General features: G+C 70.0%; 21 protein-coding genes. 11 read left to right on the forward strand and 10 right to left on the reverse strand.

The genetic code is table 11. The features are described 5' to 3' along the window. Positions 1 to 25 precede the first annotated feature (25 nt). Positions 26 to 655 (forward strand): TetR/AcrR family transcriptional regulator, encoded by a 630-nt coding sequence (locus FHG54_RS14750; protein ID WP_210415437.1) that lies wholly within the window; start codon positions 26 to 28, stop codon positions 653 to 655. Positions 656 to 666: 11 nt separating this feature from the next. On the opposite strand, the gene FHG54_RS14755 is transcribed toward FHG54_RS14750, so the two are convergent. From FHG54_RS14755 to FHG54_RS14775, 5 genes are all read right to left on the reverse strand, one after another. Beyond that, positions 667 to 1290: a response regulator gene (locus FHG54_RS14755; protein WP_139417940.1), complete on the reverse strand. Its 624-nt coding sequence runs from the start codon at positions 1288 to 1290 to the stop codon at positions 667 to 669. Then, the gene (locus FHG54_RS14760; RefSeq protein ID WP_139417941.1) at positions 1287 to 2567 is read right to left on the reverse strand and encodes a sensor histidine kinase; all 1281 of its coding nucleotides are present in this window, start codon (positions 2565 to 2567) and stop codon (positions 1287 to 1289) included. Before FHG54_RS14760 ends, FHG54_RS14755 begins: the two co-directional genes overlap by 4 nt. A 4-nt stretch (positions 2568 to 2571) precedes the next feature. Beyond that, positions 2572 to 3312, reverse strand: a complete 741-nt coding sequence (locus tag FHG54_RS14765; RefSeq protein ID WP_139417942.1) for an ABC transporter permease — start codon at positions 3310 to 3312, stop codon at positions 2572 to 2574. A 13-nt stretch (positions 3313 to 3325) separates the two neighbouring features. Continuing rightward, positions 3326 to 4237 (reverse strand): ABC transporter ATP-binding protein, encoded by a 912-nt coding sequence (locus tag FHG54_RS14770; RefSeq protein WP_139417943.1) that lies wholly within the window; start codon positions 4235 to 4237, stop codon positions 3326 to 3328. Between the two features lie 114 nt (positions 4238 to 4351). Next, the gene (locus FHG54_RS14775) at positions 4352 to 5575 is read right to left on the reverse strand and encodes an acyltransferase family protein (RefSeq protein WP_139417944.1); all 1224 of its coding nucleotides are present in this window, start codon (positions 5573 to 5575) and stop codon (positions 4352 to 4354) included. A 206-nt stretch (positions 5576 to 5781) separates the two neighbouring features. On the opposite strand from FHG54_RS14775, the gene FHG54_RS14780 reads away from it, so the two are divergent. From FHG54_RS14780 to FHG54_RS14790, 3 genes are all read left to right on the forward strand, one after another. Further along, positions 5782 to 6777 carry a multicopper oxidase family protein gene (locus FHG54_RS14780; RefSeq protein WP_233437792.1) on the forward strand — a complete coding sequence of 332 codons (996 nt, stop codon included), beginning with the start codon at positions 5782 to 5784 and terminating at the stop codon, positions 6775 to 6777. A gap of 27 nt (positions 6778 to 6804) precedes the next feature. Then, complete coding sequence (locus FHG54_RS16980; RefSeq protein WP_139417946.1) at positions 6805 to 7650, forward strand: SDR family oxidoreductase; 846 nt, start codon at positions 6805 to 6807, stop codon at positions 7648 to 7650. A 168-nt stretch (positions 7651 to 7818) separates the two neighbouring features. Beyond that, complete coding sequence (locus tag FHG54_RS14790) at positions 7819 to 9222, forward strand: HNH endonuclease signature motif containing protein (protein ID WP_139417947.1); 1404 nt, start codon at positions 7819 to 7821, stop codon at positions 9220 to 9222. A 140-nt stretch (positions 9223 to 9362) separates the two neighbouring features. Here FHG54_RS14790 and FHG54_RS14795 read toward each other — a convergent pair whose 3' ends face one another. Further along, complete coding sequence (locus tag FHG54_RS14795) at positions 9363 to 10955, reverse strand: ABC-F family ATP-binding cassette domain-containing protein (RefSeq protein ID WP_139417948.1); 1593 nt, start codon at positions 10953 to 10955, stop codon at positions 9363 to 9365. Between the two features lie 285 nt (positions 10956 to 11240). Here FHG54_RS14795 and FHG54_RS14800 point away from each other — a divergent pair, with 285 nt between their 5' ends. From FHG54_RS14800 to FHG54_RS14810, 3 genes are all read left to right on the forward strand, one after another. Continuing rightward, on the forward strand, positions 11241 to 11531 hold the full coding sequence (locus FHG54_RS14800) for a hypothetical protein (RefSeq protein WP_139417949.1): 291 nt from the start codon (positions 11241 to 11243) through the stop codon (positions 11529 to 11531). Further along, on the forward strand, positions 11497 to 12744 hold the full coding sequence (locus FHG54_RS14805) for an aminoglycoside phosphotransferase family protein (protein ID WP_168197197.1): 1248 nt from the start codon (positions 11497 to 11499) through the stop codon (positions 12742 to 12744). Before FHG54_RS14800 ends, FHG54_RS14805 begins: the two co-directional genes overlap by 35 nt. A gap of 106 nt (positions 12745 to 12850) precedes the next feature. Then, on the forward strand, positions 12851 to 13198 hold the full coding sequence (locus tag FHG54_RS14810) for a hypothetical protein (RefSeq protein WP_139417951.1): 348 nt from the start codon (positions 12851 to 12853) through the stop codon (positions 13196 to 13198). 70 nt (positions 13199 to 13268) lie between these two features. Here FHG54_RS14810 and FHG54_RS14815 read toward each other — a convergent pair whose 3' ends face one another. Together FHG54_RS14815 and FHG54_RS14820 are read right to left on the reverse strand one after the other, a co-directional pair. Further along, the gene (locus FHG54_RS14815) at positions 13269 to 13925 is read right to left on the reverse strand and encodes a response regulator transcription factor (protein WP_139417952.1); all 657 of its coding nucleotides are present in this window, start codon (positions 13923 to 13925) and stop codon (positions 13269 to 13271) included. Beyond that, complete coding sequence (locus FHG54_RS14820) at positions 13922 to 15424, reverse strand: sensor histidine kinase (RefSeq protein WP_139417953.1); 1503 nt, start codon at positions 15422 to 15424, stop codon at positions 13922 to 13924. Before FHG54_RS14820 ends, FHG54_RS14815 begins: the two co-directional genes overlap by 4 nt. A gap of 149 nt (positions 15425 to 15573) precedes the next feature. Here FHG54_RS14820 and ectB point away from each other — a divergent pair, with 149 nt between their 5' ends. Continuing rightward, on the forward strand, positions 15574 to 16848 hold the full coding sequence (gene ectB, locus FHG54_RS14825; RefSeq protein WP_139417954.1) for a diaminobutyrate--2-oxoglutarate transaminase: 1275 nt from the start codon (positions 15574 to 15576) through the stop codon (positions 16846 to 16848). A 28-nt stretch (positions 16849 to 16876) separates the two neighbouring features. On the opposite strand, the gene FHG54_RS14830 is transcribed toward ectB, so the two are convergent. Beyond that, a complete protein-coding gene (locus tag FHG54_RS14830) occupies positions 16877 to 17443 on the reverse strand; it encodes a bifunctional nuclease family protein (RefSeq protein WP_139417955.1) in 567 nt (188 codons plus the stop codon). Between the two features lie 112 nt (positions 17444 to 17555). On the opposite strand from FHG54_RS14830, the gene FHG54_RS14835 reads away from it, so the two are divergent. Genes FHG54_RS14835 through FHG54_RS14845 form a run of 3 tightly spaced genes read left to right on the forward strand, consistent with a single transcriptional unit; the run spans position 17556 to position 19908 of the window. Then, on the forward strand, positions 17556 to 18332 hold the full coding sequence (locus FHG54_RS14835; RefSeq protein ID WP_139417956.1) for a DsbA family protein: 777 nt from the start codon (positions 17556 to 17558) through the stop codon (positions 18330 to 18332). Further along, positions 18329 to 19207 carry a cytochrome c biogenesis CcdA family protein gene (locus FHG54_RS14840; RefSeq protein WP_233437793.1) on the forward strand — a complete coding sequence of 293 codons (879 nt, stop codon included), beginning with the start codon at positions 18329 to 18331 and terminating at the stop codon, positions 19205 to 19207. Before FHG54_RS14835 ends, FHG54_RS14840 begins: the two co-directional genes overlap by 4 nt. Positions 19208 to 19266: 59 nt before the next feature. After that, positions 19267 to 19908: a GntR family transcriptional regulator gene (locus tag FHG54_RS14845; protein ID WP_139417957.1), complete on the forward strand. Its 642-nt coding sequence runs from the start codon at positions 19267 to 19269 to the stop codon at positions 19906 to 19908. Positions 19909 to 19964: 56 nt separating this feature from the next. On the opposite strand, the gene FHG54_RS14850 is transcribed toward FHG54_RS14845, so the two are convergent. Next, on the reverse strand, positions 19965 to 23654 hold the full coding sequence (locus FHG54_RS14850; RefSeq protein ID WP_139417958.1) for a phosphodiester glycosidase family protein: 3690 nt from the start codon (positions 23652 to 23654) through the stop codon (positions 19965 to 19967). Between the last annotated feature and the right edge of the window lie 31 nt (positions 23655 to 23685).

The following is a 23685-nucleotide window of genomic DNA, read 5'->3' on the forward strand; positions in this document are numbered from 1 at the left end:
ACAATCGTATTGTCGAATGCCTCGAGTGTACACGACGCGCAATACAGGCGTGTTTCACCGGGTCTATGATGGCGGGGTGAGCAGCACCGACCCAGACGAGCGCCGAATCGCGATCATCCGCGCGGTGTGGCAGACGATCGCCGAGAGCGGCATGGGCGCGGTCTCCATGCGCACCGTGGCAGCGGCCTCGGGGGTCTCGGTGGGAGGGATCCAGTACTGGTTCCACAGCAGAGACGAACTCCTGCGCGACAGCCTGCAAGTGATGCTGACGGAAGCGGCAACACGGCACACGGCGGCCTCCGGCGCGGCCGACGAACGCCAGGCGCTCTGGCACCTCATCAGTCAACCGATCCCTCTGGCAGCCGGGGCACCTGCCGGGGTGTCCGTCTTCCACCACTACGTCGCGGCGGGAATCAACCATCCAGTCCTGGCCGAAATGCTGGCACGGGCGAAAGACGGCCAGGAGAGCGAGGTCGCTCGGCTGCTCGGCCGCATCACGCCCGGGTCGGGCGATCATCGTGAGGCGGCGCGGTCGTTGATCGCCCTCTCCGACGGGCTGACGATTCGCGTGCTGATCGGCGGGCTGACCGGCGCGGAGGCAGAACTGACTCTGCGCAACGAAGTGGATCGGCTCGCGCCGGAGACGAAGCGCTGACCACGCCGGCGTCAGGACTTCAGATAGCCCCGGGAATACGCGGTCGCCACCGCAGCCGCCCGGTCGTTGACGCCGAGCTTCGCGTAGGCGTGCAGCAGATGGGTCTTCACCGTAGCCTCGCTGATGAACAGCTGCTTCGCCGCCTCGCGATTCGTGCTGCCCTTGGCGATCAGGTCGAGCACCTCGAGCTCTCGTTGCGAGAGCGGCTCCTCGGCGGGCTGTCGCATCTGGCCGAGCAATCTGGTGGCGACGGCGGGCGAGAGCGTCGACATGCCCTGTGCTGCTGCTTCGACCGCACGGAACAACTCGTCTTTGGGGGCATCCTTGAGCAGGTAGCCGGTCGCTCCCGCCTCGATGGCAGGAAGCACGTCGCTGTCGGTGTCGTAGGTGGTGAGCACGAGCACTCGAGAGGAGATCCCGCGCTTCGCAAGCTCCCTGATGGCCGAGACCCCGTCGGTCCTCGGCATCCGCAGGTCCATGAGGATGACGTCGGGCCGCAATTGTTCGGCCGAGCCGATCGCCTCGCCGCCGTCGCCGGCCTCGCCGACGACCTCGAAGCGCGGATCGGCGCTGAACATGCCGCGCAGGCCATCTCTGACGACGGGGTGGTCGTCCACGAGCAACAGGGTGATCATGTCTCGCTCCTCACCGGGATGGCGGGCACCGATGCCGAGATCGCCGTGCCTTCGCCCTGCTCCGACTCGATGGCAAGGCTGCCCGCCAAGCGCTGGACACGCTGACGCATACCGGCGAGCCCGAAGCCGCCGCTGACCGCCCCGGTTTCGCGCTTGGCATCAGGGTCGAACCCGACTCCGTCATCACGCACGTCGAGCGTCACGACGTCCGGCATGTACGAGAGCGTGAGCCGCACCTGTTCTGCGTCGGCATGCTTTGCCACATTCGCGAGCGCCTCCTGGGCGGTGCGCAGCAGCGTCACCTCGACTTCGGCATGCATCGGGCGCGGGTCACCGGTCGTGGTGAGCACCGCATCGATGCGGTTCGCCTCCGACCACCGGCCTGCGACGTCGCTGATGGCGTCGGGCAACCTCGCATGCGCGAGCAGCTCCGGTTCGACCGCGTGCACGGTCCGGCGTGCCTCGGCGAGGCTCGTGCGCGCCATCTCCACCGCGGTCTCGACATGACGCTGCGCGGTCGACGTGCCGCCGAGCGTCTGCTCGGCCGCTTGCAGCTGCGTCAGCACCCCGGCGAGGCTCTGCGCGAGGGTGTCGTGGATCTCACGCGCCATGCGCTGCCGTTCGTCGAGCACGCCGGCCTCGCGCGCCTGCTTCAGCAATTGCGCGTGCAGGCCGGCGTTCTCGGCCAGCGCGTCTTCGAGTCTCTGATTCGCCGCGTGCAACTCGACCATCGCGCGTCGCTGCTGTTGGTTGCGACGCTCGCTCAGGGCGGTGAAGTAGACGAACACGCCACCGATACCGCCGCCGATCAGGCTGAGCACGAGCCATGCCCAAACGAACTCCGCCTCATCGAACCGGTAGCCCCCGAGGTACGACCCCGCCATGATCATCGCCGTCGCCCCGACACCGAGATAGCGCCAGACGCCGCGCAGGTAGACGGCAGCGTGCAGATAGCCGACGAACGCGAAACTCCCGTACCAGGGAGCGAGCGAAATGAGCAACGCACTGATCGCCATCAGCACGACGAAGTGCGCGATCATCAGAGACTGTCGGGCACGCCATCGCTCCGGCGCGACGTACAGGAGAGCCAGCCATGTCGCCGCCGCGGCGACGACGACGAGCGTCGTCGCCCGGTCGACCTCTCCGCCGTCCAACGGCTGCATCAGCGTGATGCCAGTGATCAATACGAGCAGCACCACGGGGATCGCGCGGTACACCAGGCGCTCCCGGCGCTCCCAGCGGTCCGTCTCCTCACGGAGCTCCGCTTCGATGCTCACGTATCTACTCCCAACGGAAGAACCTTGCCGCCAGTGCGCCTGCGACGATCGTCCACCCGAGCATCACGGCCAAGTGCAGCAACTGCGGCCAGTCGCCCGCAGCGGCATCCTGCAATGATGCCACGCCTGCACCCAGTGGGCTGAAGTCGCTGATCGTGAGCAGGACTGCGTTCATCTTCTCGCGTGGGATCCAGAGGCCCGCGAAGAACAGCATCGGGAAGAACAGCACCATTCCGATGCCGCTGGCGCTCATCGAGCTCGGAGCCAACGCGGCCACGATGAGGCCGACCGCGCCCGTTGCCGCAGTGGCGAGAACGAACGAGACGAGGTAGCCGAGTACGTTCTGTGGCACTGGCGCGGCGAAGGCCAGGCGGGCGATGGCGAGCAGTGCCACCATCAGCCCCACGGTCATCGCGGTGCACATCAGCAGCTGCGCCCCCAGCAACGTCGCGGGGGTGATGGGCGTCGTGCGCATCCGACGCAGCACGCCCTTCGCGCGATAGCCGGCAGTCAGCTGCGGCAGGATCGTGAGCGCGAACGTCGCGATGGCCAGCGCCACGGCGATGGGCACGTAGAGGTCGATCACGCGAAGTCCGCCGAGATCGGCAGATGGCTCGCGGAAGCTCGGGATGAGTCCGAGGGCGATCAGCAGAACCGGAGCAAGTCCAAGCCCGACCCCGACGTTCATCGGGTCGCGGAAGAACAGCTTCGTCTCGGTGGTCGTGAGCTTGGTCAGTGCGGTCATGGTCGGTATCTCCTCACTTGTCCAGGGATCGGCCGGTCAGGGCGACGAACGCGTCGTCGAGGGTGGTCTGCTCCAATCGCAGGTCGCCGGCGATCACCTGCTGCTGTGCCAGCAGCGTGGTGACGGCGTGGAGGAGGTTTCCGGTGCCGGTCACGACGAGCTGGCTGCCCGCCCGTTCGACATTCGTGACCTCGGGCAGCCCGGCGAGCAGGCCGTGGTCGAGCGGCGCAGACGGGCGGAAGCGCAGGCGCTGGCGGTCGTCGACCTTCGCGACGAAACCGGCGGGGGTGTCGACCGCGACGACGCGCCCGGAGTCGATCAGTGCGAGGCGATCGCAGAGCCGCTCCGCCTCCTCCATGAAGTGGGTCACGAGCACGATGGTGACGCCGCGATCGCGGATTCGCTCGATCAGGTCCCAGGTGTCGCGGCGAGCCTGCGGGTCGAGACCGGTGGTGAGCTCGTCGAGCACCGCGATCCTGGGATTGCCGACCACCGCGAGCGCGATCGACAGCCGCTGCTTCTGACCGCCGGAGAGTCGGCGGAACTGCGTTTCGAGCTTGTCGGCGAGCCCGAGGTCATCGATGAGCTCACGCCAGTCGACGGGATCGCGATAGAACGAGCTGTAGAGTTCCATCGCCTCGCGTACCTTCAGCAGGTCGGGAAGCTCGGTCTCCTGGAGCTGCGCGCCGAGCAGTTCCTTCAGCTCGCGCTCTTCGCGCTGGGGATCGAGACCGGCGACGCGGATCGAACCGCCGTCGGGCTTGCGCAGGCCCTGGATACACTCGACGGTCGTGGTCTTGCCGGCGCCGTTGGGGCCGAGGATGCCGAAGATCTCGCCCTCCCCGACGCTGAAGCTGACGCCGTCGACGGTGGTCTTGCCCCCGTACCTCTTCACGAGGTCGTTCACTTCGATGATCTTCTCCATGCTTCTCACTCTTTCGGGAGACAGGCCGATGCGAATCGACCGGGCGGATGGGCCTCGAGGTGACCACGGCGGATGCCTCCATCAGCCGATCGGTTGATGGCGGCATCCGTTCGGTCAACCCACGCGCTCCGACGCCTTGGCGGATGTCGGGCGTCGCGGCGCGAGCGCCCGCGGGTGACGATGGCCGTTCAGCCACTTGCCGATCCAGGTGCTTCGCACGAACAGGTCGTAGCTGCCGAGCAGCAACACCGCCGTGACCGTGAACGTGATGGCGAGCTTGACGAGGATCGGCCAGTCCAGGTCGGCGAGCGCGAGCCCGACCGCGATCACGATGGGCAGGTGCAGCAGGTAGCTCCAATAGGACGCGTCTGCCAGGTACCGCATGAGCCGACTCTCGCGCTGCAGGAAGCGCACGCACAGGCCGATCAGCGCGAAGGTCCAGGTCCACCCGGCGAGCGCCATGAGCGAGGCGTGCAGCAGCAGCGGGGTCTGCTCGGCCGGCAGCACCTGCACGGCGACGGCGAGCACGACCGCTGCCGCGAGCTGCGCGGGCCATCCACGCGCGATCCGGTGCAGCGAACCCGCCTGCGCGTGCAGGAACCAGCCGACGAGGAAGGCACCAAGGTACGCGGTCAGCGCCGTCACCGAGGGCAGGATCGTGTAGGGCTCGCGGATGCCGCCCACGGTCGTGCCCTGCATCAGCAGGCAGGCGAGATATGGGATGGCTGCGAGCACGATGCCGCCGGGTGCCGCGAGCAGGCCGCCGATACGCGACGCGATGCGCCCGCTGCGCTCGCGGCCGAGCAGCCGCAGGGCGATGGCGCGCAGCACCACCGTGATCAGGACGCACTCGACCAGCACCCACAGGAACCAGAGATGCGCAGGCGAGAACAACAGGAGAACCTCCGGTACACCGTCTGGCGTCGTCGCCGTCGCCGCCTCCGGCGCTTGCTCCGGTGCCTGGCCGCGCAGCGCAGCACCGATGCCGATGACGACGCCGATGGAAGCGACAGCGACGGGCCAGAACGCGATGGCGGGCAGCCCGATGCGCAGCAGCCGGTCTCTGACATAGGGGCCGGCCCGGCGCCGATGCAGCACCATGCGGCCGAAGAAGCCGGCGAGCGTCATGAACAGCACCATGCGGAACAGGTGGATCCAGTCGACGGTGATATGGGCGATCGGGCTCGAACGCGAGTCGGAGAATAGCCAGGGTATGCCCGGCAGGAAGGGCATCAGCGCGTGCAGCACGATGCCGAGGGCGAGCGCGGTCGCGCGCAGCGTGTCGAGTCCGTGGATGCGCGCGGTCGCCGTGCCGTGAGTGGGTGTGGAATAGGTCATCCTCCGACGCTAGGAATGCCGTGGGCGCGTGCGCATCGCGCAAGCGTGTGATCGTCACTCCACCGTTCAGTCGACCCATGGGTCATTCGGGCGGACGCGGCACTCCGGCACTCCGGCACTTCGGCACTTCGGCACTCCGGCACTTCGGCACTTCGGCACTTCGGCACTCAGGCACTCAGGACGCGGTGCCGGTCGGCGGCCGCCACGTGTACCGATTCGAGGCGACGGATGCCGGCACGTACTGGTATCACTCGCACCAGGTGTCGCACGAGCAGGTGCTGCGCGGGCTGCTCGGTGCGATCGTGATCGAGCCGGCGACGGCCCCGCCTGACGCGGCCGACATCGATGTCACCGCCCTGCTTCACGTGTACGGCGGACAGCACACGCTGAACGGTGCCGTTGCCGACGAGCACGTCGACGCCTCGCCCGGCGCGACGGTGCGCGTGCGCGTGATCAACACCGATCAGGGCACGGCCGCCGTGTGGTCGGCGACCCCGTTCCGTGTCGTCGCGATCGACGGCCACGAGGTGAACGAGCCGCCGGACGTCGATGGCCGCCGAGTGCTCATCCCCGCCGGCGGGCGAGCGGATGTCTCGGTGCAGGCGCCTGCCGACGGCGATGCCGTGCGGCTCCGGGTCGGCGGCGCCCGCAGCGTCGTGATCGGCGAGCCCGGGGCATCCGCGCCGCCCGACCCTCGCCAGCCCTCGACGACGCTCGACCTGCTCGCCTATGGCACCCCGATGCCGCTCTCGTTCGATGCCTCGGATCCCGACCGCTCGTACGACTACGTCATCGCCCGCCGTTTCGGCATCATCGACGGGCGGCCCGGGAACTTCTGGACGATCAACGCGCGCATGTTCCCCGATGTGCCGATGTTCGGCGTGACCGAAGGCGACGTCGTCGTGATGCACCTGCGAAACGACTCGGGCGACGTGCATCCGATGCACCTCCACGGCCACCATGTCGTCGTGCTCTCACGCGACGGGGTGGCGGCTTCGGGCAGCCCGTGGGTCGTCGACTCGCTCGACGTGCACCCCGGCGAGTCGTACGACATCGCGTTCGTCGCTGACAATCCCGGCATCTGGAGCGACCACTGCCACACTCTGCCGCACGCGGTCGACGGGCTCGTCGCCCATGTCATGTACGACGGCGTCACGACGCCGTTCACGATCAACGGCGACGCGGGCAGTCAGCCGGAGTGAGGCGGGGTGCGAGAGTACGATGCCCGCATGCGCATCGTCGTGGTCGGGGCCTCCGGTCGAATCGGCACCGGCGTGGTGGCCGCCCTTGCCGTTGCCGGTCATGAGGTCGTTGCCGCATCGCGACGCAGCGGCGTCGACGCGGTCACGGGCGACGGCCTCGCCGGGGCGCTCTCCGGCGCCGATGCGGTCATCGACGTGACCCGCCCGACCACGTACGTCGACGACGAGGTGCGCACGTTCTTCGAGTCGGTGACCGAGAATCTCATCACCGTGGAACTGGCCGAGGGTGTCGCCCACCACCTCGCACTGTCGGTGGTCGGCTGCGACCGCGTGCCCGAGAGCGGCTATCTGAGCGCGAAGGCCGCCCAGGAGCGGCTCATCGCGGGGTCGGGAATGCCGTACACGATCGTTCGGGCGACGCAGTTCTTCGAGTTCGTGCCCCACATCACCGACACGCTCACGCACGACGGCGTCGCGCGGGTTCCTCCTGGCCTGCTGCAACCGATCGCCGCGATGGATGTCTCGGTCGCGATCGCCGCGACGGCCGTCGAACGCCCGCTCGGCGGCATCATCGAGGCGGCCGGGCCCGAACGACTCCCGATGGCCGAGTTCGTGCAGCGCGTGATCGACGCACGCGGAGACGAGGTCGAGGTCGTGACCGATCCGGGCGCCCGGTACTTCGGCACCCGAGTGCTCGGTGACGAACTCGTGCCCGGCGAGGGAGCCCGGCTCGGCGAAGGAGCCCGGCTCGGCGAAGGGGCACGGTTCGGTGAAGGAGCCCGGCTCGGCGAAGGGGCACGGTTCGGCGAAGGGGCCCGGCTCGGCGCGACGACCTTCGAGGACTGGCTCGGTGCGCACGATCTGCGCGGGTGATCGCGCTGACCGCACCTGATCGCTGTTGTTGACCGTGGCGGCAGCGGTGCGACGCCCTGACCCTGCCCGACCCCTCCTCCACAGGCCATCATCGGTCGAAGTTATTCACAGACTGACCGGCGATTTTGCGGTGATTCGAATGTCGGTGGGTCGGGGCAGACTTGTGCCATGACCGGAATCACCGAAGCGCTCGAAGACCTGCGGGTTTCGCTTCAGCGCGTGATGGGCTTCGGTGATCCCGCGGGCTGGTCAGACGATGAACTGCTCGCCGAGACCGCGGCGATCGAGGCGATGGGCCGGGTGGTCGACGCGCGACGCGTTGCCTGCGCCGGTGAGGTCGGCGAACGATCACGGGTCGAGCTGGGCGGTGAGCGGTTGTCGACCCGGCGCGGGTGCCGCTCTGCCGCCGAGCTGCTCGAGCGGGTGACGCAGGTCTCGGGCGCCGAGGCGCGGCGGCGCATCGCGCTCGGCATGGCCACCCGCGCCCGCTCCGGGCTGACCGGCGAGATGATGCCGGCACGATTCCCCGAGGTCGCTGCCGCCCTCGCCGAAGGCGAATTGGGAGCAGATGCCGCGGCCACGATCGTGCGAGAACTCGGTGCCACTCGAAACGTCGCCGACCCCGCTGGCCTCCAGGCCGCCGAGCACGAGCTCGTCGGGGCGGCCGTCGGCTCGGGTGACTCCGTACCGGTGCGGTGCACGGCCGATGAGGTCCGGGTGCAAGCGCAGGTGTGGGCGCACTTCCTCGATCAAGACGGCCCCGAGCCCGACGATGAGCGGGCCATGCGTCGGCGTGCTTTCCGGTTCGGCCGGGCTCGCGACGGACTCATCCCGGTCACCGGAGAACTCCTGCCCGAAGTGGCGTCTGGGCTGCGGCGACTCTTCGACGCGCACCTCGCGCCGCAGTCGGGCGGCGGCTTCATGACCGCCGAAGAGCGCGCTGACCTCGACCGAAGCGGCGAGCAGCGAACCGCCGACCAACAGCGCCACGATGTGATCGCCGCGATCATCGAGACCGCTGCCCGCTCGGGAGAGCACCCCACGATCGGCGGGTCGGCGCCCACGGTGCTCGTGAGCGTCCGCGCCGCCGACGTCGAGACCGGTCGAGGCGTCGCGCATGCCGACGGCGTCGAGATTCCGGTGTCGCTGCGAGCAGCCAGGCAACTCATGTGCACCGGCGGCACACAACAGGTCACGTTCGACGGTCACGGTCGAATCATCCGTCTGGGCTCGCCCGAACGCTGCTTCACCTCCCACCAGCGGCGTGCGATCACGCTTCGCGACGGTGGCTGCCTCATTCCGGGGTGCAGCGTGCCCGCATCGTGGTGCGAGATCCACCACGTCATCCCCGACGTCGACGGCGGCCCCACGCACCCCGACAACGGCGTGTTGCTCTGCTGGTTTCATCACCGCACGATCGACACCTCGGGGTGGGGCATCCGCATGATCGCCGGAGCACCGCAGATTCGGCCTCCGGCGTGGCTCGACCCCGGCGGCCGATGGCGCGTCGCCACGAAATCACCGACGAGACTCGCCGATCTGCTCGAACAGCGGCGTCCCGGGGCGGCCTGAGCCAGCCGGGGCCCAGCCGCCAGCCGGACTAGCTGCCAGCCGGACTAGCCGCCAGCCGGCCAGCCAGCAGCCGCCCAGCGCCCGGCCACCAGCCGCCCAGCGCCCAGCCACCGGCCACCAGCCACCAGCCACCAGCCAGTTCAGAGCGCCCCGGTCGCCGCCGTCTCGCGCACCCGTCCGGCGCCCTCGAACACGAGCAGCCGGTCGGCGAGCTTGTCGACGAAGAACCGGTCGTGGCTGACGACGATCACGGCGCCCGGAAAGTGGGTGAGCGCCCGTTCCATGACCTGCGTCGAGGTGATGTCGAGGTGGTTCGTCGGTTCGTCGAGCACGATCACGGCCGCGCCCGAGAGCAGGCACTGGGCGATCGCGACGCGGGCGCGCTGACCGCCCGAGAGCGTGCCGATCTTCTGCTTCAGATCGGCCTCCGAGAACTGCAGCATGGCGAGGAACCGATTCACGCTCTTCTTCGTCGCGGTGAACGCGAGCGAGTCGGGGTAGGCGTTGACCGCGTGCCCGACCGTGTCTTCGAGGTCGAGCTCGGCATAGACCCGGTTGTACGACACGAACCTCGCGCCCTTGGCCCAGCGAACCGTACCGGCATCCGCTTCGGTCTCACCGGTGAGCACATCGAGCAGGGTCGACTTGCCCGAGCCGTTCGAACCGAGCACCGCGACCCGGTCGCCGCGTTGCAGGTCGAAGGAGACCCCATCGAAGAGCGGAGTGCCGTTGAATCCCTTCGCCAGCCCGGTCACCGTCAACAGGTCGTTCGACACCCGCAGGCCCTCGTAGATGCCCGTGATGATCTGGTCGATCGGGCGCGGCGCCTGCCGCTTCTTGATGTCGGCGAGTCGGCGCGCGACGGCGTTCGAGGGGTTGCGAGCGGCCTCGCGGCGCGCCGCCGATGCGGCCTGCTCGTAGGCCAGCAGCTCCTCTTCGTGGGCGAACTGCTTCTCGAGCATCTTCAGTCGCGACCGCTTCGCGTGCACGTACGCCGAGTAGTCGCCCTCGTATTCCTGCAGGCGATAGTTCTCGAGCTCGATGATGCGGGTGACGACGCCGTCGAGAAACTGCCGGTCGTGCGAGACGACGAGCACCGCGCCCGCGAACGACGACAGCCAGTTCTCGACCCACTTCACGCCGTCGAGGTCGAGGAAGTTCGTCGGCTCGTCGAGCAGCAGCACGTCGGGCGCCTGCACGAGGATCTGCGCGAGCGCGGCGCGGTTCCGCCATCCGCCCGACAGTCGCCCGACGGCGAGTGCACGACGCTCGTCGTCGAAGCCGAGTCTCGTCAGCACCGTGTCGATCGTGGTCTCGTAGGTCCACCCGTCGATGTGGTCCATGCGCTCGAAGAGCTCGCCCTGCTCGGTCAGCAGCCGGGTCATCGCGTCATCCGCCATCGGCTCGGCGAGCGCCATGCCGATCTCGTCGAGGCGGGCCTGCGTCTCGTGCACCTGCGCGAAGTGCCCACTCAAGATCTGCTGGATGCTCTGCTCGCCGTCGAGCTCGGAGAACTGCGAGAAATACCCGATCGTGGTGCCGAGCGTGACGTCGCGGGTGCCGCCGCTCGGCTCGCGCCGCCCGAGCACGACCTCGAGCAGACTCGTCTTGCCGGTGCCGTTCTTGCCGATGAGGCCCACGCGGTCGCCCTGCTTGAGCTTCAGGAACGCCTCTTTCACGACCGTGCGCCCGTCGAACTCGATGCTCACGTCGTTCAGTCGGATGAAGCTCACGGATGTCCTTGCAGTCGGGAAGAGAAGCAGCGAAGCGGATGCCTCGGGCCGCGAGCCGCGAGCCGCGAGCCGCGAGCCGCGAGCCAACTCTACCGACGCCGCGGCGCCGCCAGATCCTGGGCCGGACGGCCGCGTTGCCGCAGCGCGCAGGCGATTTCGCGATACAGCCCCGTGTCTCGGATGCACGAGTGCGAATCGCCTGCAGCGTGCGGGCGTGCCGCGTGGCCGCATGAGAGTTCCCTCATGCAGGGCCCGCAACAGCATGGTCCGCGGCAGAATCGGAGCATGAGGCGCGTCGTCACGATCACCATGGTCGCTGCAGCCGCCGCGGTGGCGGTCACGCTCGGTGCGCTCGGCGCGAGTGCGCTCACACCCCGCGACGAGCCCGGCCGGGCGGTCGATCTCGCGCCGCTCGTGGTGCAGACTCCGGCACCCGGCAGCACCCCCGAGGAGTCGGCGCCGCCGACTGCCGGGCCTGAGCAGCCGACGACCGTCGCACCGAATCCGCCCGACGACCTCGATGATGACGACCTCGATCCGGATGACACGGACGACCCTGATGACGACGCCGGGTGACGACGAGCTCGACCTCCTCCACGCCGTCGCCGAATCGAGCCGCCTGCACCTGGTCGAGGCGACGCGCGTGCACGGCGAGGCCGGCCCTGACGGATTCGTCACCGGCTACCGGGTGCGGCTCGCCGACGAGGCCGGGCGGCAGATCGAGCGCTTCGTCTACGTGACCACGGAACCCCGCGGCGGCGACCGCGACGGCGTGCTGCGCATGCGCGACGAATCCGGCGACGAGCGCGCGGTCTGGGTGTACCCGAACGATCCGCGCCTGCCCGCTCTCGCCCGCGCCGTCGTGCCGTCGCAGGCACGCGAAGTCCTGGAATCGTTCGGCCCGGGTCATGTGTGGGCCCACGACGCATCGGGCGTCGGCTCGCCGGGGGGCCGGGAATCGGAACTCGCCCTCGTCGTCGCGGCCTACCGACCGGGAAAACGGGCGGTGGTGCGCGCGACCCTCGGAGGCCGTCGCGCCTACCTCAAGGTGGTGCCGCCCGGACGTGCCGAACGGATTCACGCCCGGCACGAGGTCTGGCGTGCCGCAGGCATTCCGGTGCCGCGACCGCTCGGCTGGACCGAGCAGGGCATCGTCGGGCTGGCGGAGCAACCCGGTCGCGCAGCGAGCGAAGCCCTCGACCGAGCCGACCCCGATCGGCTGCTCGACGGCATCGCGGCGCTCAGGCGACGTATCGCCCAGTTGCCGAGCAACGCCGATGCGCGCGGCTCATTGGGCGGACGCGTCGACTGGTACACCCGCCGCACCGCGATGCGCGACCCGGAACTCGAGCCTCGGCTCCGGAGCATCCGGGCATCGGTCGACCGGCTCCTGGCAGAGACGACCGCCGAACGCGTCACGATTCACGGCGACCTGCACCTCGGCCAGCTCTTCGTCGACGAGCACGACCCGAGCCGGGTGGCAGGCGTGATCGACATCGACACCGCCGGCACCGGCGACCCCGCAGACGACGATGCGGCGCTCTGGGCTCATCTCATCGCAACCGCGACGCATGCCGCAGCGCATGCGGCGACGGCCGGCGACCTCGTTCGAGCCGAGCGGGCCGAGACGCTCGCCGACCGCGCGCGCAGTCGGTGGAGCGCCGACGGCGCCGACCGCGCGGATCGCATCGCCGCCATCGCGGCCACCCACCTGTTGGGGCACGCGCTCACCGGCTCGCTTCCGGCGGCCGACGCGGTCGCACTGGCGGAGGGGTTGGTCCAACGATGAGAACGATGAGAACGATGAGAAGGTCCTCATCCCGGCCTCCTCGTCTTCTCATGCAGCAGCCCGAACCTTGAATCGGAGGGTTCCCCTCCCGACGAAAGGACACACGATGCGCAACAGGACGAAATGGATCGCAGTGGGCGCGGCAACGACGCTCGGACTCGGGATCACCGGATTCGGCAGCGTGGCGGCGTTCGCCGACGACGGCACCGGGTCGAGCGACTCCGTTGCCGTGACGACCGAGCCGACCCCGAGCCAGCAGATCGCCAGTGCGGCGACCGACACGACGCTCTCGGTCGCGACGCCCGATTCCCCCGCGACCGCGGCCTCGCCGGCCGACGCACCGGACGGAGCGGACACGGCGGCCACACCGCCGACCCCGGCCTCGCCCGCCTCGGCCGACGACCTCGCAACTCCGGAATCGCCCGCGTCGGAGTCGCCCGCGTCGGCGAGCTGATCGACGCGTTCGACCCGAGGAATCGCCCGGACTCACACGAGTCCGGGCGATCCGCCTGTCACGATTCCGTTCAGACGAGCCGATAGCCTGCGCCGCGCACCGTCTCGATGCGCGCGGCGCCGAGCTTGCCGCGAAGGTAACGCACATACACGTCGACCACATTGCTGCCGGGGTCGAAGTCGACGCCCCAGACCCGGCTCAGCAATTGCTCGCGGCTCAACACCTGGTCGGGATGCCGCAGGAACTCCTCTGCGAGGGCGAACTCCCGTGCGGAGAGCTCGACGGTGGCCTCGCCGACCGTCGCCCGGCGCGTGTGCAGATCGAGCTGCAGGTCGCCGCGCGCCAGCGTGGTTCCCGCTCCGCCGTCGACGTCTCGCAGGCGTGAACGCACCCGTGCGAGCAGTTCGTCGAACTTGAACGGCTTCGGAATGTAGTCGTTCGCTCCGCCGTCGAGCCCGGCGACGGTGTCGCTCGTCGCGGTGCGCGCGGTGAGCATGACGATCGGCACGGTCGCCCCTTCGGCGCGGGCACGGCGCAAGACCGTGAACCCGTCGAGTCCGGGCAGCCCGACGTCGAGCAGTACGAGATCCACCGCCCCGCGGCGGATGAGCTCGAGCGCCTCGGTGCCGGTCGGCGCCACGACGACGTCGTACCCCGCGGCGCGCAGCCCGCGCTCGACGAACCGGGCGATGCCCGCTTCGTCCTCGGCCACCAGGATGCGGCTCATCCGTTCTCCTCCCCCTCGGCCGGAGCGCGCCCGGCACCTCCGTCGATCGGAACGACGATCGAGAACCGCGAGCCGGCGCTCGAACTCGACACCTCGACCCGGCCGCCGTGCGAGCCTGCGATCGCCTCGACGATCGGCAGACCGAGTCCAGATCCACGGATGCCGCGGCCCGCGTGCACTCGACCGAACCGCTGGAAGATGCGCGCCTCGGCACCCGGCGGAATGCCGGGTCCCTCATCGTCGACCCACAGTTGCACCACCCCGTCGCCGCGCGTGCTGCCGATGCGCACCTGCGTGCCGTCGTCGGAGTACTTCGCGGCGTTGTCGACGAGTTGCAGCCACGCCTGCGTGATCCGCCGCGGATCGAGCACGACCGTGACGTCGGCCGTTGCGGCGAGTCGCCAGTCGTGGCCCGGCATGACGCTCGACTTCGCATGCACGGTTCGGGTCAGTTCGGCGACGTCGACCGGCTCCATCACCGGCGAATCCGCCGGAACCTCGGCGAGCAGCTCGATCCGGTCGACGAGTTCGACCATGCGATCGAGCTCGCCGATCGCGAGGTCACGGGTCGCGCGGACCTCGTCGACATCGGCCGGGTCGAGCAGTTCGAGGTGACCGCGCACGATCGTGATCGGGGTCTTGAGCTCGTGCCGCACGTCGTCGAGCAGGCGCCGTTGGCTCGAGATCGAGTCGTCGAGCCGGTCGAGCATGCCGTTGACCGTCTCGGTGAGGCGGCTGACCTCGTCGCGCCCGTGCACCGGAATCCGCTCGTCGAGGGCGTTGACCGTGATCCGCGATGCCGTCGATCGCAAGCGGCGAACCGGCTCGAGCAGGCGGCCGGCCACGAACCATCCGGCGAGGCCGACGGCGACGACCGCACCGGCGGCGATGGCGGCGTAGGTGACGAACGCCGCGTTGAGATCGGCGAGCGCGCCGTCGAGGTCGATCGCGTCGACGTAGACGCCGCGCTGGGGATCACCGGCGACCCCGACGGGCGCAGCGACGTACCGGAACCAGTGCCCCGATTCGGCGAACGTGCCGATCCGCACCGCGTCGTCGTCGGCGCTCTCGGTCGCCACTCGCTCGACGAACCCCGGCACCGCATCGAGCCGAAGGTCGCTCTCGACCCCGGGCACGAAGGCCGCACGCCCGTCGACGATGCCGAGCGCTCCCTCGAATCGGCCCGGCACGACGCGTTCGAGCACGCCGTGCAGTGCGCCGCGAGTCGTCGCGAAACCGTCACCCGAGGGCACGGCCGGCACGCCGGCGCCATCGGTCGACTGGGAGTCGGATCCCGTCGCGCCGGCGTCGGCACCGGCACCCGCACCGCCGACGACGGCCCGCGCACTCTCGACCCGCTGCAGCAAGCGGGCATCGACGGCGGCGGTGATGCGATCACGCTGCACGAGATAGGCGGCCCCTCCCGCCACGGTCAGGCCGAGGAAGGAGACGGCGATGATCGACACGAGGATCCGCGCACGCACCGAACCGAGACCCATGGATCCAGTATCTCCAGACGCTCGGCCGACGGTGACGAGGATGAGAACTCTCTCACGCGGCATCCGTCTGCTGAACCCCTCACCGACCACCCAGCCGGACGATCTAGGCTGAAGCACCGTCACCCACCTGAAAAAGGAGCATGCCCGCCATGAGCGACGCCGCGAATCTCGACGTCTTCGACCGCCGCGAGTCGGAAGTCCGCGGATACGTCCGCGCATTCCCCACGGTCTTCGACCGTGCGAGCGGTTCGACCCTCGTCGACGCCAACGGCCGCGAGTACCTCGACTTCTTCGCGGGCGCCGGCGTGCTGAACTACGGGCACAACAACCCCGTGTTAACCCGGGCGCTCATCGAGTACCTCGAGCGCGGCGGAATCATCCACGGCCTCGACATGGCGACCTCGGCCAAGCGCGCGTTCATCGAGGCGTTCGAACGTCTCGTGCTCGAGCCTCGCGGGCTCGACCACAAGCTGCAGTTCACGGGCCCGACCGGCGCGAACGCGGTCGAGGCGGCACTCAAGGTCGCCCGCCAGGCCACCGGCCGCTCGACCGTCGTCGCCTTCACCAACGCCTTCCACGGCCTCAGCCTCGGCGCACTCGCCGCAACCGGCAACGGACACTATCGGGATGCCGCGGGCACGCCGCTCGACAACGTGGCACGCCTGCCCTACGACGGGTACCTCGGCGTCGACGTCGACACGCTCGACCTGTTCGAGAAGATGCTCGACGACCCGGGATCGGGACTCGACCTGCCCGCTGCCGTCATCGTCGAGGCGGTGCAGGGCGAGGGCGGCATCAATGTCGCGAGCATCCCGTGGCTGCAGCGACTGCGCGCGATGACCGCCGAACGCGGCATCCTGCTCATCCTCGACGAGATCCAGTCGGGCATCGGACGCACCGGCACCTTCTTCGCCTTCGAGGCCGCCGGCATCGTGCCCGACATCGTGACGGTGTCGAAGTCGATCTCGGGCTCGGGCCTGCCGATGTCGCTCGTGCTGCTGCGCCCCGAGGTCGACGTGTGGAAGCCGGGCGCCCACACCGGCACGTTCCGCGGCAACAACCTCGCATTCGTCTCGGCGCGCGTCGCCCTCGAGACGTACTGGGCCGACACCGCATTCACCGACGGCGTCGCCGCGAAGTCTGAGCTGCTCCGCACCGAACTCGAGCGGATCGCCGCCGAGCACCCTGAACTCGGCTTCGCCCCGCGCGGCCGCGGGCTCATGTACGGCCTGGCATGCGACGCAGACCGCACGCTCGCGGGTCGAATCTCGAAGGAGGCGTTCGCACGGGGCCTCGTCATCGAGACCTCGGGCGCATTCGACGAGGTGCTGAAGTTCCTGCCTGCGCTCACGATCACCGAAGACGAGTTGCGCGCCGGTCTCGCGATCGTGCGCGAGAGCCTCGACACGGTGCTCGCTGGCTGAACACAGGGTGCTCGCTGCCTGAGCTCGGTCAGCCCTGGAAGTCCTCCGGGTCGACCTCGTCGAGGAACCGCTTGAACTCGTCGAGCTTCTCTTCGGCACTCGCCTCGCCGGCCGAAGCCCCGGCGCCGGCTTCGGCCCCGGCCCCGGCTTCGGCTTCGGCTTCGGCTTCGGCTTCGGCTTCGACCATCTCGGCGGGGATGCCCGCTTCGTCGAACACCTCGTCGGCGACCCAGATGGGCGCTTCGGCTCGCAGGGCGAGCGCGATGGCGTCCGACGGCCGTGAGTCGAGGATCTGCAGGCCGGTCGGTGTCGTCAGGGTCAGCTCGGCGTAGAACGTTCCGTCTGCGATGCGGGTCACCTCCACTTGCTCCACCCTCGCCCCCAAGGCGCCGAACAGCGTCGTGATGAGGTCATGCGACAACGGCCGCGGCGCCTCGCGACCCTCGACGGCGAGCAGTATGGATGTGGCCTCCTGGGCGCCGATCCAGACCGGGAGCAGCCGCCCGGCGCCGTGCTCCTCGAGCACCGGCTTCAAGAGGACGATGCACTGGCCCGCACCATCGAGGGCGACATCGAGAACGCGCACCTGGATCATGTCCCCTCCCGTCGGACGATCAGGAATTCGGGTGACCCTGCCATCGTACGTCCGAGTGCGTCACGGCGCCTGAGACCGAGGTTTGTTGGATCCAACATGTATCCTAGATCCGATGTCCTCGAACACTCCTGCACCGAAACCCGTCCACCCGCTTGCGCACCGGCTCCGCCGCGCGCGCATCCTGAACGTCGTGCTCGGCGCCGTCGCGGCGTTCCTGCTCGTCATCGTGATCGCGCAGTCGATACCGGGTGCCACGCAGGAACCGGCGGCCGGCGCGCAGCAGGGTCAGACGCCCGCGACGGAGGGCGGCGCGGGTGCAGGCGCGAACGCAACCGAGGAGATCGCAACGCGCGACCCCGACGATCCCTTCGCGATCGGCGATGTCGACGCACCCGTCGTGCTCGTCGAGTGGGCCGACTTCCGCTGCCCGTTCTGCGCTGTCGTCACGAACCAGACGCTGCCGACGATCTTCGAGGAATACGTCGACACGGGCCTCGTGCGCTACGAGTTCCGCGATGTCGCGTTCTTCGGCGAGGAGTCGGTCGACGCCGCCGTGGCCGCCCGTGCCGCCGGCGAACAAGGTCGGTTCCCCGAGTATCTCGAGGCGCTCTTCGCCGCGGCACCCGAGAAGGGCCACCCCGACATGCCGCGCGAGAAGCTCATCGGCTTCGCTACGACGGCCGGCGTACCCGACCTTGCGAAGTTCGAGCAGGATCTCGACCGCGCCGACCTGCACGACGCGGTGCTCGCGAGCACCGACGCGGCACAGAAGCTCGGCGTCACGAGCGTGCCGTTCTTCGTCGCCGGCGACCAGGTCATCGCCGGTGCACAGCCGATCGAGAACTTCCGCGCCCTCCTCGACGAGCAGTTGGCCGCGGCGGGCGAGTGATCGACCTCGGGCTCGCGGGAGCGCTCGTCGGCGGCATCCTCACCCTGCTGAGCCCGTGCTCGGTGATGCTCCTGCCGGCGTTCTTCGCCTACGCGTTCACGAGCCCGGGCCGACTGCTCGCCCGCACCGGGGTGTTCTACCTCGGCCTGATCACCACCCTCGTGCCGATGGGGGTGCTCGCGGGCACGGTCGGCGCGTTCGTCAGCGCCAACCGCACGCCCCTCGTCACGATCGCCGCGGTCGTCATCATCGTGCTCGGTGCGGTGCAGCTCGCCGGCATCCCCCTGCCCGCGTTCACCCGCAGCGGGGCGAGCGAGGGCACCGGCGTGGCATCCGTCTACCTGCTCGGCACCGTCTACGGGCTCGCGGGAGTCTGCGCCGGCCCGTTGCTCGGTTCGGTGCTGGCGCTCGCCGCGCTCGGCGGGCAGCCGCTCTACGGGGGCCTCGTGCTCGCGGTCTTCGCACTCGGCATGACGGGGCCGCTCTTCGGGCTCGCCTTCGCCTGGTCGCGGTCGGCGAGGCTCCGCGGCATGCTGCGCCCGCGCACCGTGCGCATCGGCCGTTGGGCCAACACCTGGACGCAGATCGTCGGCGGCCTCCTCGGCATCGGCATCGGCGTGCTGCTTATCGTCACCGAGGGCACCGCGTCGCTCGGCGGCGTGCTCGGCGCCTCGCAGCAGTTCGCAATCGAGAGCTGGGTGCTCGAGCGCACGACCGGCGTCTCCGACCTCGTCGTCATCGCAGTCGCGGTCGCGGCGCTCGCGATCGCCTGGGGCCTGCACCGGTGGCGCCGGGCGGCGGTAGGGCGAGCGGATGCCGCGGGCGACGCCGAGTCTCCCGAGGCATCCGTGACCTCTCCCGGCGGTGACGCATGACCGCCGTCGCGCGCACGAATCGGCGAGCGGATGCAGCGGCGCACCGCCATGATGGTGGAGTGCCCGCCGTCGACAGTGCCGCTGAGCGCGCTCGATCTGCGATTCGCGCGTCGATCCTCGACGGCACGCACCGGCCGGGCACGATGCTCAGCGAGAACGAACTCGCCGCAGAGCTCTCCATGAGCCGCACTCCCGTGCGCGCCGCGCTCACACGCCTGCAAGACGAGGGCCTGATCGCGATCTACCCGAAGCGCGGCGCGCTCGTGCGTTCACTCAGCGATCGCGAGATCGCCGACCTCGCCGATGCCCGGCTGGTCCTCGAGTCGGCGGGTGTGCAGCGCGCGAGCACCGCGGCGAGGAGGGCGCTCGCCGACCGGCTCGAGCCCGGGCTCGTCGAGCAGCGCGCCGCCCTCATAGCCCGCGACCTCGACGGCTTCGTGACCTCGACGATCGCGTTCCATCGCTCGTTCGTCGAGGCGGGCGGCAACCTCGCCCTCACCGAGATCGGCGACCGGCTCACCGACCGGCAGCGCTTGCTGCTGAGCGCGCAACGCGACTCGCTGTTCGAACGAGCAGACCAGATCTTCGACGAGCACCGCGCCCTCGTCGAGCGGCTGCGCGCCGACGATCCCGACGGCTTCGCCGAGGCCCTGCGCGGCCACCTCCTCGACATGCACGGCCCCGAGCTCGGCCCCATCTGATCGATCACCCTGTTCGGGAAGGCCGGCGCCCTGCTCGGGGCCGTTCGGGCGAGCACTCAACCGGAGGTCTCGATCGGGTCCTCTCCCCCGGCGCGCCGCCGCTGTGCGCGGATGCGCCATGTCACCACGATGCCGCCGGCGGCGAGCAGGGCGATCGCGAGCCCGCCGAGCCACGCGCCCGAGAAGCCGCTCGATGCGAGGTCGCCCTCGGCATCACCAGCGCCCGAGGCACCCGAGCCCCCGCCCGATCCGGGTTCGGTACCAGTGCCGGGTCCGGTACCAGTACCGGGGTCGGTGCCGGGGCCGGCGCCAGGCCCCGGGTCGGTGCCGTCGAGCGGCACGACGTGCACATCGACGCGCGACACCTCGCCGTTGACGGTGACCTCGACCGAGCCATCGCCTGCGGCGATGGCGGTGAGCTCACCGGTCTCGGCGTTCAGGCGCAGCACGCCCGACGCCTCCACAGCGCGCTCGAGCCCAGCGCTCCGACCGCTGTCGATCGCGACGCCGTCTCCGCCCCAGCTGGCGCTCATCGGCCAGCCGACGGGCACCGTGCGACCGCCGTCCTGTGCGATCGTCGCCGAGATCGGCACCGTCTCCCCCACCATGAGCACGGTCGGCACATCGAGTTCGATGCCGTCGACACGCGGCTTGACCTCTGCGCGCATCCAGCGGGTGCGGTCGACGACCGTCTCGGGGTCGTGGCCGACCACGCCGGCCGATGGATTGACCCCGAGCATCGTCCATCCGGTGAATCCGCCCGTCTCGGGAGTGGCCGACGGGCCCTTGCCCGAGTTGCCGTTGATGAGCTGCGAGACACCGCCGGCCGATGAGGCGTGAAAGGCGCCCACGTGTCCGTTGACGACGGCGATCGACTTGCCCGAGTCCGCACGGAACTCGGCGAGGGTGTCGGTGAACGCGGCGGCCTCGTACCGGTCGCTGAGCTGGCTCGCCTTCGCGGGCTGCGGGTCGTCCGACGGATGGTGCGCGAAGACCAGCACACCGGTGATCGACGAGTCTGCGGCGGCATCCGCGAGCTCACGGTCGAGGAAGGCGAGCTGCCCGCGGTCTGAGGCGCGGAACGACCCGGCCGCCGAGTTCAGGGTGATGAGCTGGGTCTTGCCGAGCGTGATCGAGTTCCTCGTGGCACCGAACACCGCCTCGAAGTTCGAGATCGGCCCGCCCATGACCTCGTGGTTGCCCGGCACGTACACGTACGGCAGCCGGTCGCCGACCTCCTCGTCGAGTATCTGCTTCGCGAACGCGATATCGGCCGGGCTCGCTTCGTCGACGAAGTCGCCGACGATCACGAGGTGGTCGGGCTCGGCGGCGAGGATCTCCTGCAGCGTGCGCCGGGCTCCCGCGACGGCCCCGCTCTCGGGGCTTCGGGCGACGAACTGCGCGTCGCTCATCACCGCGATGCGCTGCGGCCGTTCGTCGACCGTGCCGTTCGTCGCGATCACGGGGTCGTGCACCACGGGCGCGACCGGTTGGTCGACGTCGGGTGCGACGATCGCCTCGAGCCCGGCGATCTCGACGTGGCCCTGGTACTGCACGGCCGAGCGCGTCTCGAGCAGGCGGATGCGCTGCAGGTGCAGCGGGTAGGGCGTGCCCGACGGCACGGTGAAGCGCACCTGGCGCCAGCCCGTCCAGTCGACGTTCGGGCCGTCGAGGTTGATCGTCGTACCCGCTCCGTTCTTCATCTGGATACGCGGCCACACCCCGCTGCCGTCGCCGTTGATCCACAGGGTGAGCGCCTGCGGCTGCCCGGCGAGCTCGCGACCGAGGCTCCCGCTCACCGACATCTCGGGGGCGATCGCGTAGTACCCGCGGGTGCCGGTGCTCGTCGTGAAGTCGTAGTCGAGCGCGAGTGCAGGCACGCCGTCCTGGCCGGTGGTGAGCGTCGTCGTTCCGGTGGCCCGGTCGGCGGCCTTGCCCCAGCTCGCACCGTCGGCGAAGTCGGCGACCGACTCGCTGCGGTAGCCGATCGTGACCGCGACCTCGACGGAGCGCCCGTCGGCGGTGAAGGTCACGGTCGCCGAGCCGCTCTCACTGTTCGGAGTGATGAGGAACCCGTCGAGGCCGTCGGGTGCCACCGTCACCGCGGCGCCGGCCTCGACCGTGACATCCGTGGTCTCGAGCGGTGCGGTGAATCCGTCGGCGTCGAGGCCCGTGAGGCTCACCCGCGCCGTCCGTCCTGGGTCGGGCAGGGCGACGATCGTGCTGCTCGGGCGAATGCGCTCGAGTTCGCCGAGCACGCGAAGCTGCGCCGCAGCGGTCTTGCCCTCGGCGGTGAAGGCCACCGTGCCGGTGCCGCTCGCGCCGCCGACGACGCGTGCATTCGCGCCGTCGATCGCCTCGACGGCGAGCCCGGCATCGGCCGTGAACTCGCCCTCGACCGGTACGCCCGAGAGGTTCTCGTCGAGCCCGGTGGCGGCGACGGTGCGGCCGAGGCGCGGGAAGACCGCGTCGGCATCCTCGAGCTGGGAGGCGGGGGCCACCGCGACATCCGTCACCGTGCCCGCCGGTGCGCTCGAGAAGAAGGCGAGGCTGTTGGCCACGGTGCGTTCGTTGCCGTCGGAGGGGCGGTTGACGACCTGCGCCTCGCTCGTGCCGGCGCGGCGGGCGAGCATGGTCGTCGACCCGCCGCCGTCGAGGTTCACGGCGTTGTGCACACCGAGGTCGAGCATGAGGTCGCCGAGTTCCTGGATCGTCATGCCGCGGCCGTCGCCGGCACGGCCGTCGATCGCCACGACCGTGACCTCGGTACCGTCGCGGCTCACGCCGACGGCGGTGCGCGCGGCCTCGACCTGGTCGTCGTCGGTCTGCACGCCGTCGACGATGAGGCGCTGCGAGCCGCTGACGGCGAGGTCGACCTCGTGGTTCGTTCCGACGGCGACGTCGACGGACTGGCCGACCGTGAGTGCAGCGATGGTCGCCGCGCCGGCCTCCCGGCCGATCAGCACCCCCGAGCCCTCGGCGATGCTCGCAGGTGCGCCGATCACGGCGGGATCGGTGGTCACCGACTGCACGACGCCGTCGGTCACGACCGCCAGTGCGACGGATGCCGCGAGCTCGCCGGGTGCGCCGAGCGGGCGACTGAGCGGGTGCGCGCCCCAGGCGGCGGTGTACCAGCCGATCTCGCCGCCACCGAGCGCCGGGGTGTTGACGCCGTCGATGGGAGTCTCGACGCCGTCGACGCCGAGGGTGCCCTCGACCATGAGTTCCTGCACTGCGGCGAGGCCGTCGGTGATCGTGAATGCCTGGCGCGATCCGCCGCTCGCGGTGCGCAGGCCGCTCTGGGGCGAGACGTTGACACCGACCGGCGCGACCGATGCGTTCATGTCGAAGTAGTCGCCGTTGACGGCGGCGATCGCACCGGTGCCCGCGATCTGCTGCGACACGGGGGCGCCACCGGTGACGGCGCCGGCGTCGAGCACGTCGAGCGAGAGCGTCGGCGTCGAGAGGTCGGCGCGCATGACGTGACCCGTCACCCATCCCGCGGGCTGGAGTCGTCGGAAGTCGGTGAGTTCGAGACCGGGCGCGAGCGATTCGGTGTCGGCGGTGAGGAGGCTCGAGTCACCGCCCGAGAGGTCGAGTCCGCCGGTGTCGGGCGCGGCCTGCGCGGGAGCGGCGATGTCGGCAGCGGTGAGGCCGCCCACGGCGATCACGGTCGCGATGGTCAGGGCGACGTACTGTGCGGTACGCCCCCGGTGTCGTCGTGGTGTCGTGCTGAGCGAGGGCATGGGGGCGTACCTTCTCGGTGTCGGATCGTGT

The organism is Agromyces laixinhei (assembly GCF_006337065.1).
Taxonomy (GTDB): Bacteria; Actinomycetota; Actinomycetes; order Actinomycetales; family Microbacteriaceae; genus Agromyces; species Agromyces laixinhei.

Bases quoted from the DNA above. Each gene is read 5' to 3' on its own strand.
- FHG54_RS14765 (WP_139417942.1), bottom strand. From the start codon at position 3,312: ATGACCGCACTGACCAAGCTCACGACCACCGAGACGAAGCTGTTCTTC.
- FHG54_RS14830 (WP_139417955.1), bottom strand. From the start codon at position 17,443: ATGATCCAGGTGCGCGTTCTCGATGTCGCCCTCGATGGTGCGGGCCAG.
- FHG54_RS14835 (WP_139417956.1), top strand. From the start codon at position 17,556: ATGTCCTCGAACACTCCTGCACCGAAACCCGTCCACCCGCTTGCGCAC.
- FHG54_RS14770 (WP_139417943.1), bottom strand. From the start codon at position 4,237: ATGGAGAAGATCATCGAAGTGAACGACCTCGTGAAGAGGTACGGGGGC.
- FHG54_RS14820 (WP_139417953.1), bottom strand. From the start codon at position 15,424: ATGGGTCTCGGTTCGGTGCGTGCGCGGATCCTCGTGTCGATCATCGCC.
- FHG54_RS14755 (WP_139417940.1), bottom strand. From the start codon at position 1,290: ATGATCACCCTGTTGCTCGTGGACGACCACCCCGTCGTCAGAGATGGC.
- FHG54_RS14790 (WP_139417947.1), top strand. From the start codon at position 7,819: ATGACCGGAATCACCGAAGCGCTCGAAGACCTGCGGGTTTCGCTTCAG.
- FHG54_RS16980 (WP_139417946.1), top strand. From the start codon at position 6,805: ATGCGCATCGTCGTGGTCGGGGCCTCCGGTCGAATCGGCACCGGCGTG.
- FHG54_RS14815 (WP_139417952.1), bottom strand. From the start codon at position 13,925: ATGAGCCGCATCCTGGTGGCCGAGGACGAAGCGGGCATCGCCCGGTTC.
- FHG54_RS14805 (WP_168197197.1), top strand. From the start codon at position 11,497: ATGACACGGACGACCCTGATGACGACGCCGGGTGACGACGAGCTCGAC.
- FHG54_RS14810 (WP_139417951.1), top strand. From the start codon at position 12,851: ATGCGCAACAGGACGAAATGGATCGCAGTGGGCGCGGCAACGACGCTC.
- ectB (WP_139417954.1), top strand. From the start codon at position 15,574: ATGAGCGACGCCGCGAATCTCGACGTCTTCGACCGCCGCGAGTCGGAA.
- FHG54_RS14850 (WP_139417958.1), bottom strand. From the start codon at position 23,654: ATGCCCTCGCTCAGCACGACACCACGACGACACCGGGGGCGTACCGCA.
- FHG54_RS14800 (WP_139417949.1), top strand. From the start codon at position 11,241: ATGAGGCGCGTCGTCACGATCACCATGGTCGCTGCAGCCGCCGCGGTG.
- FHG54_RS14775 (WP_139417944.1), bottom strand. From the start codon at position 5,575: ATGACCTATTCCACACCCACTCACGGCACGGCGACCGCGCGCATCCAC.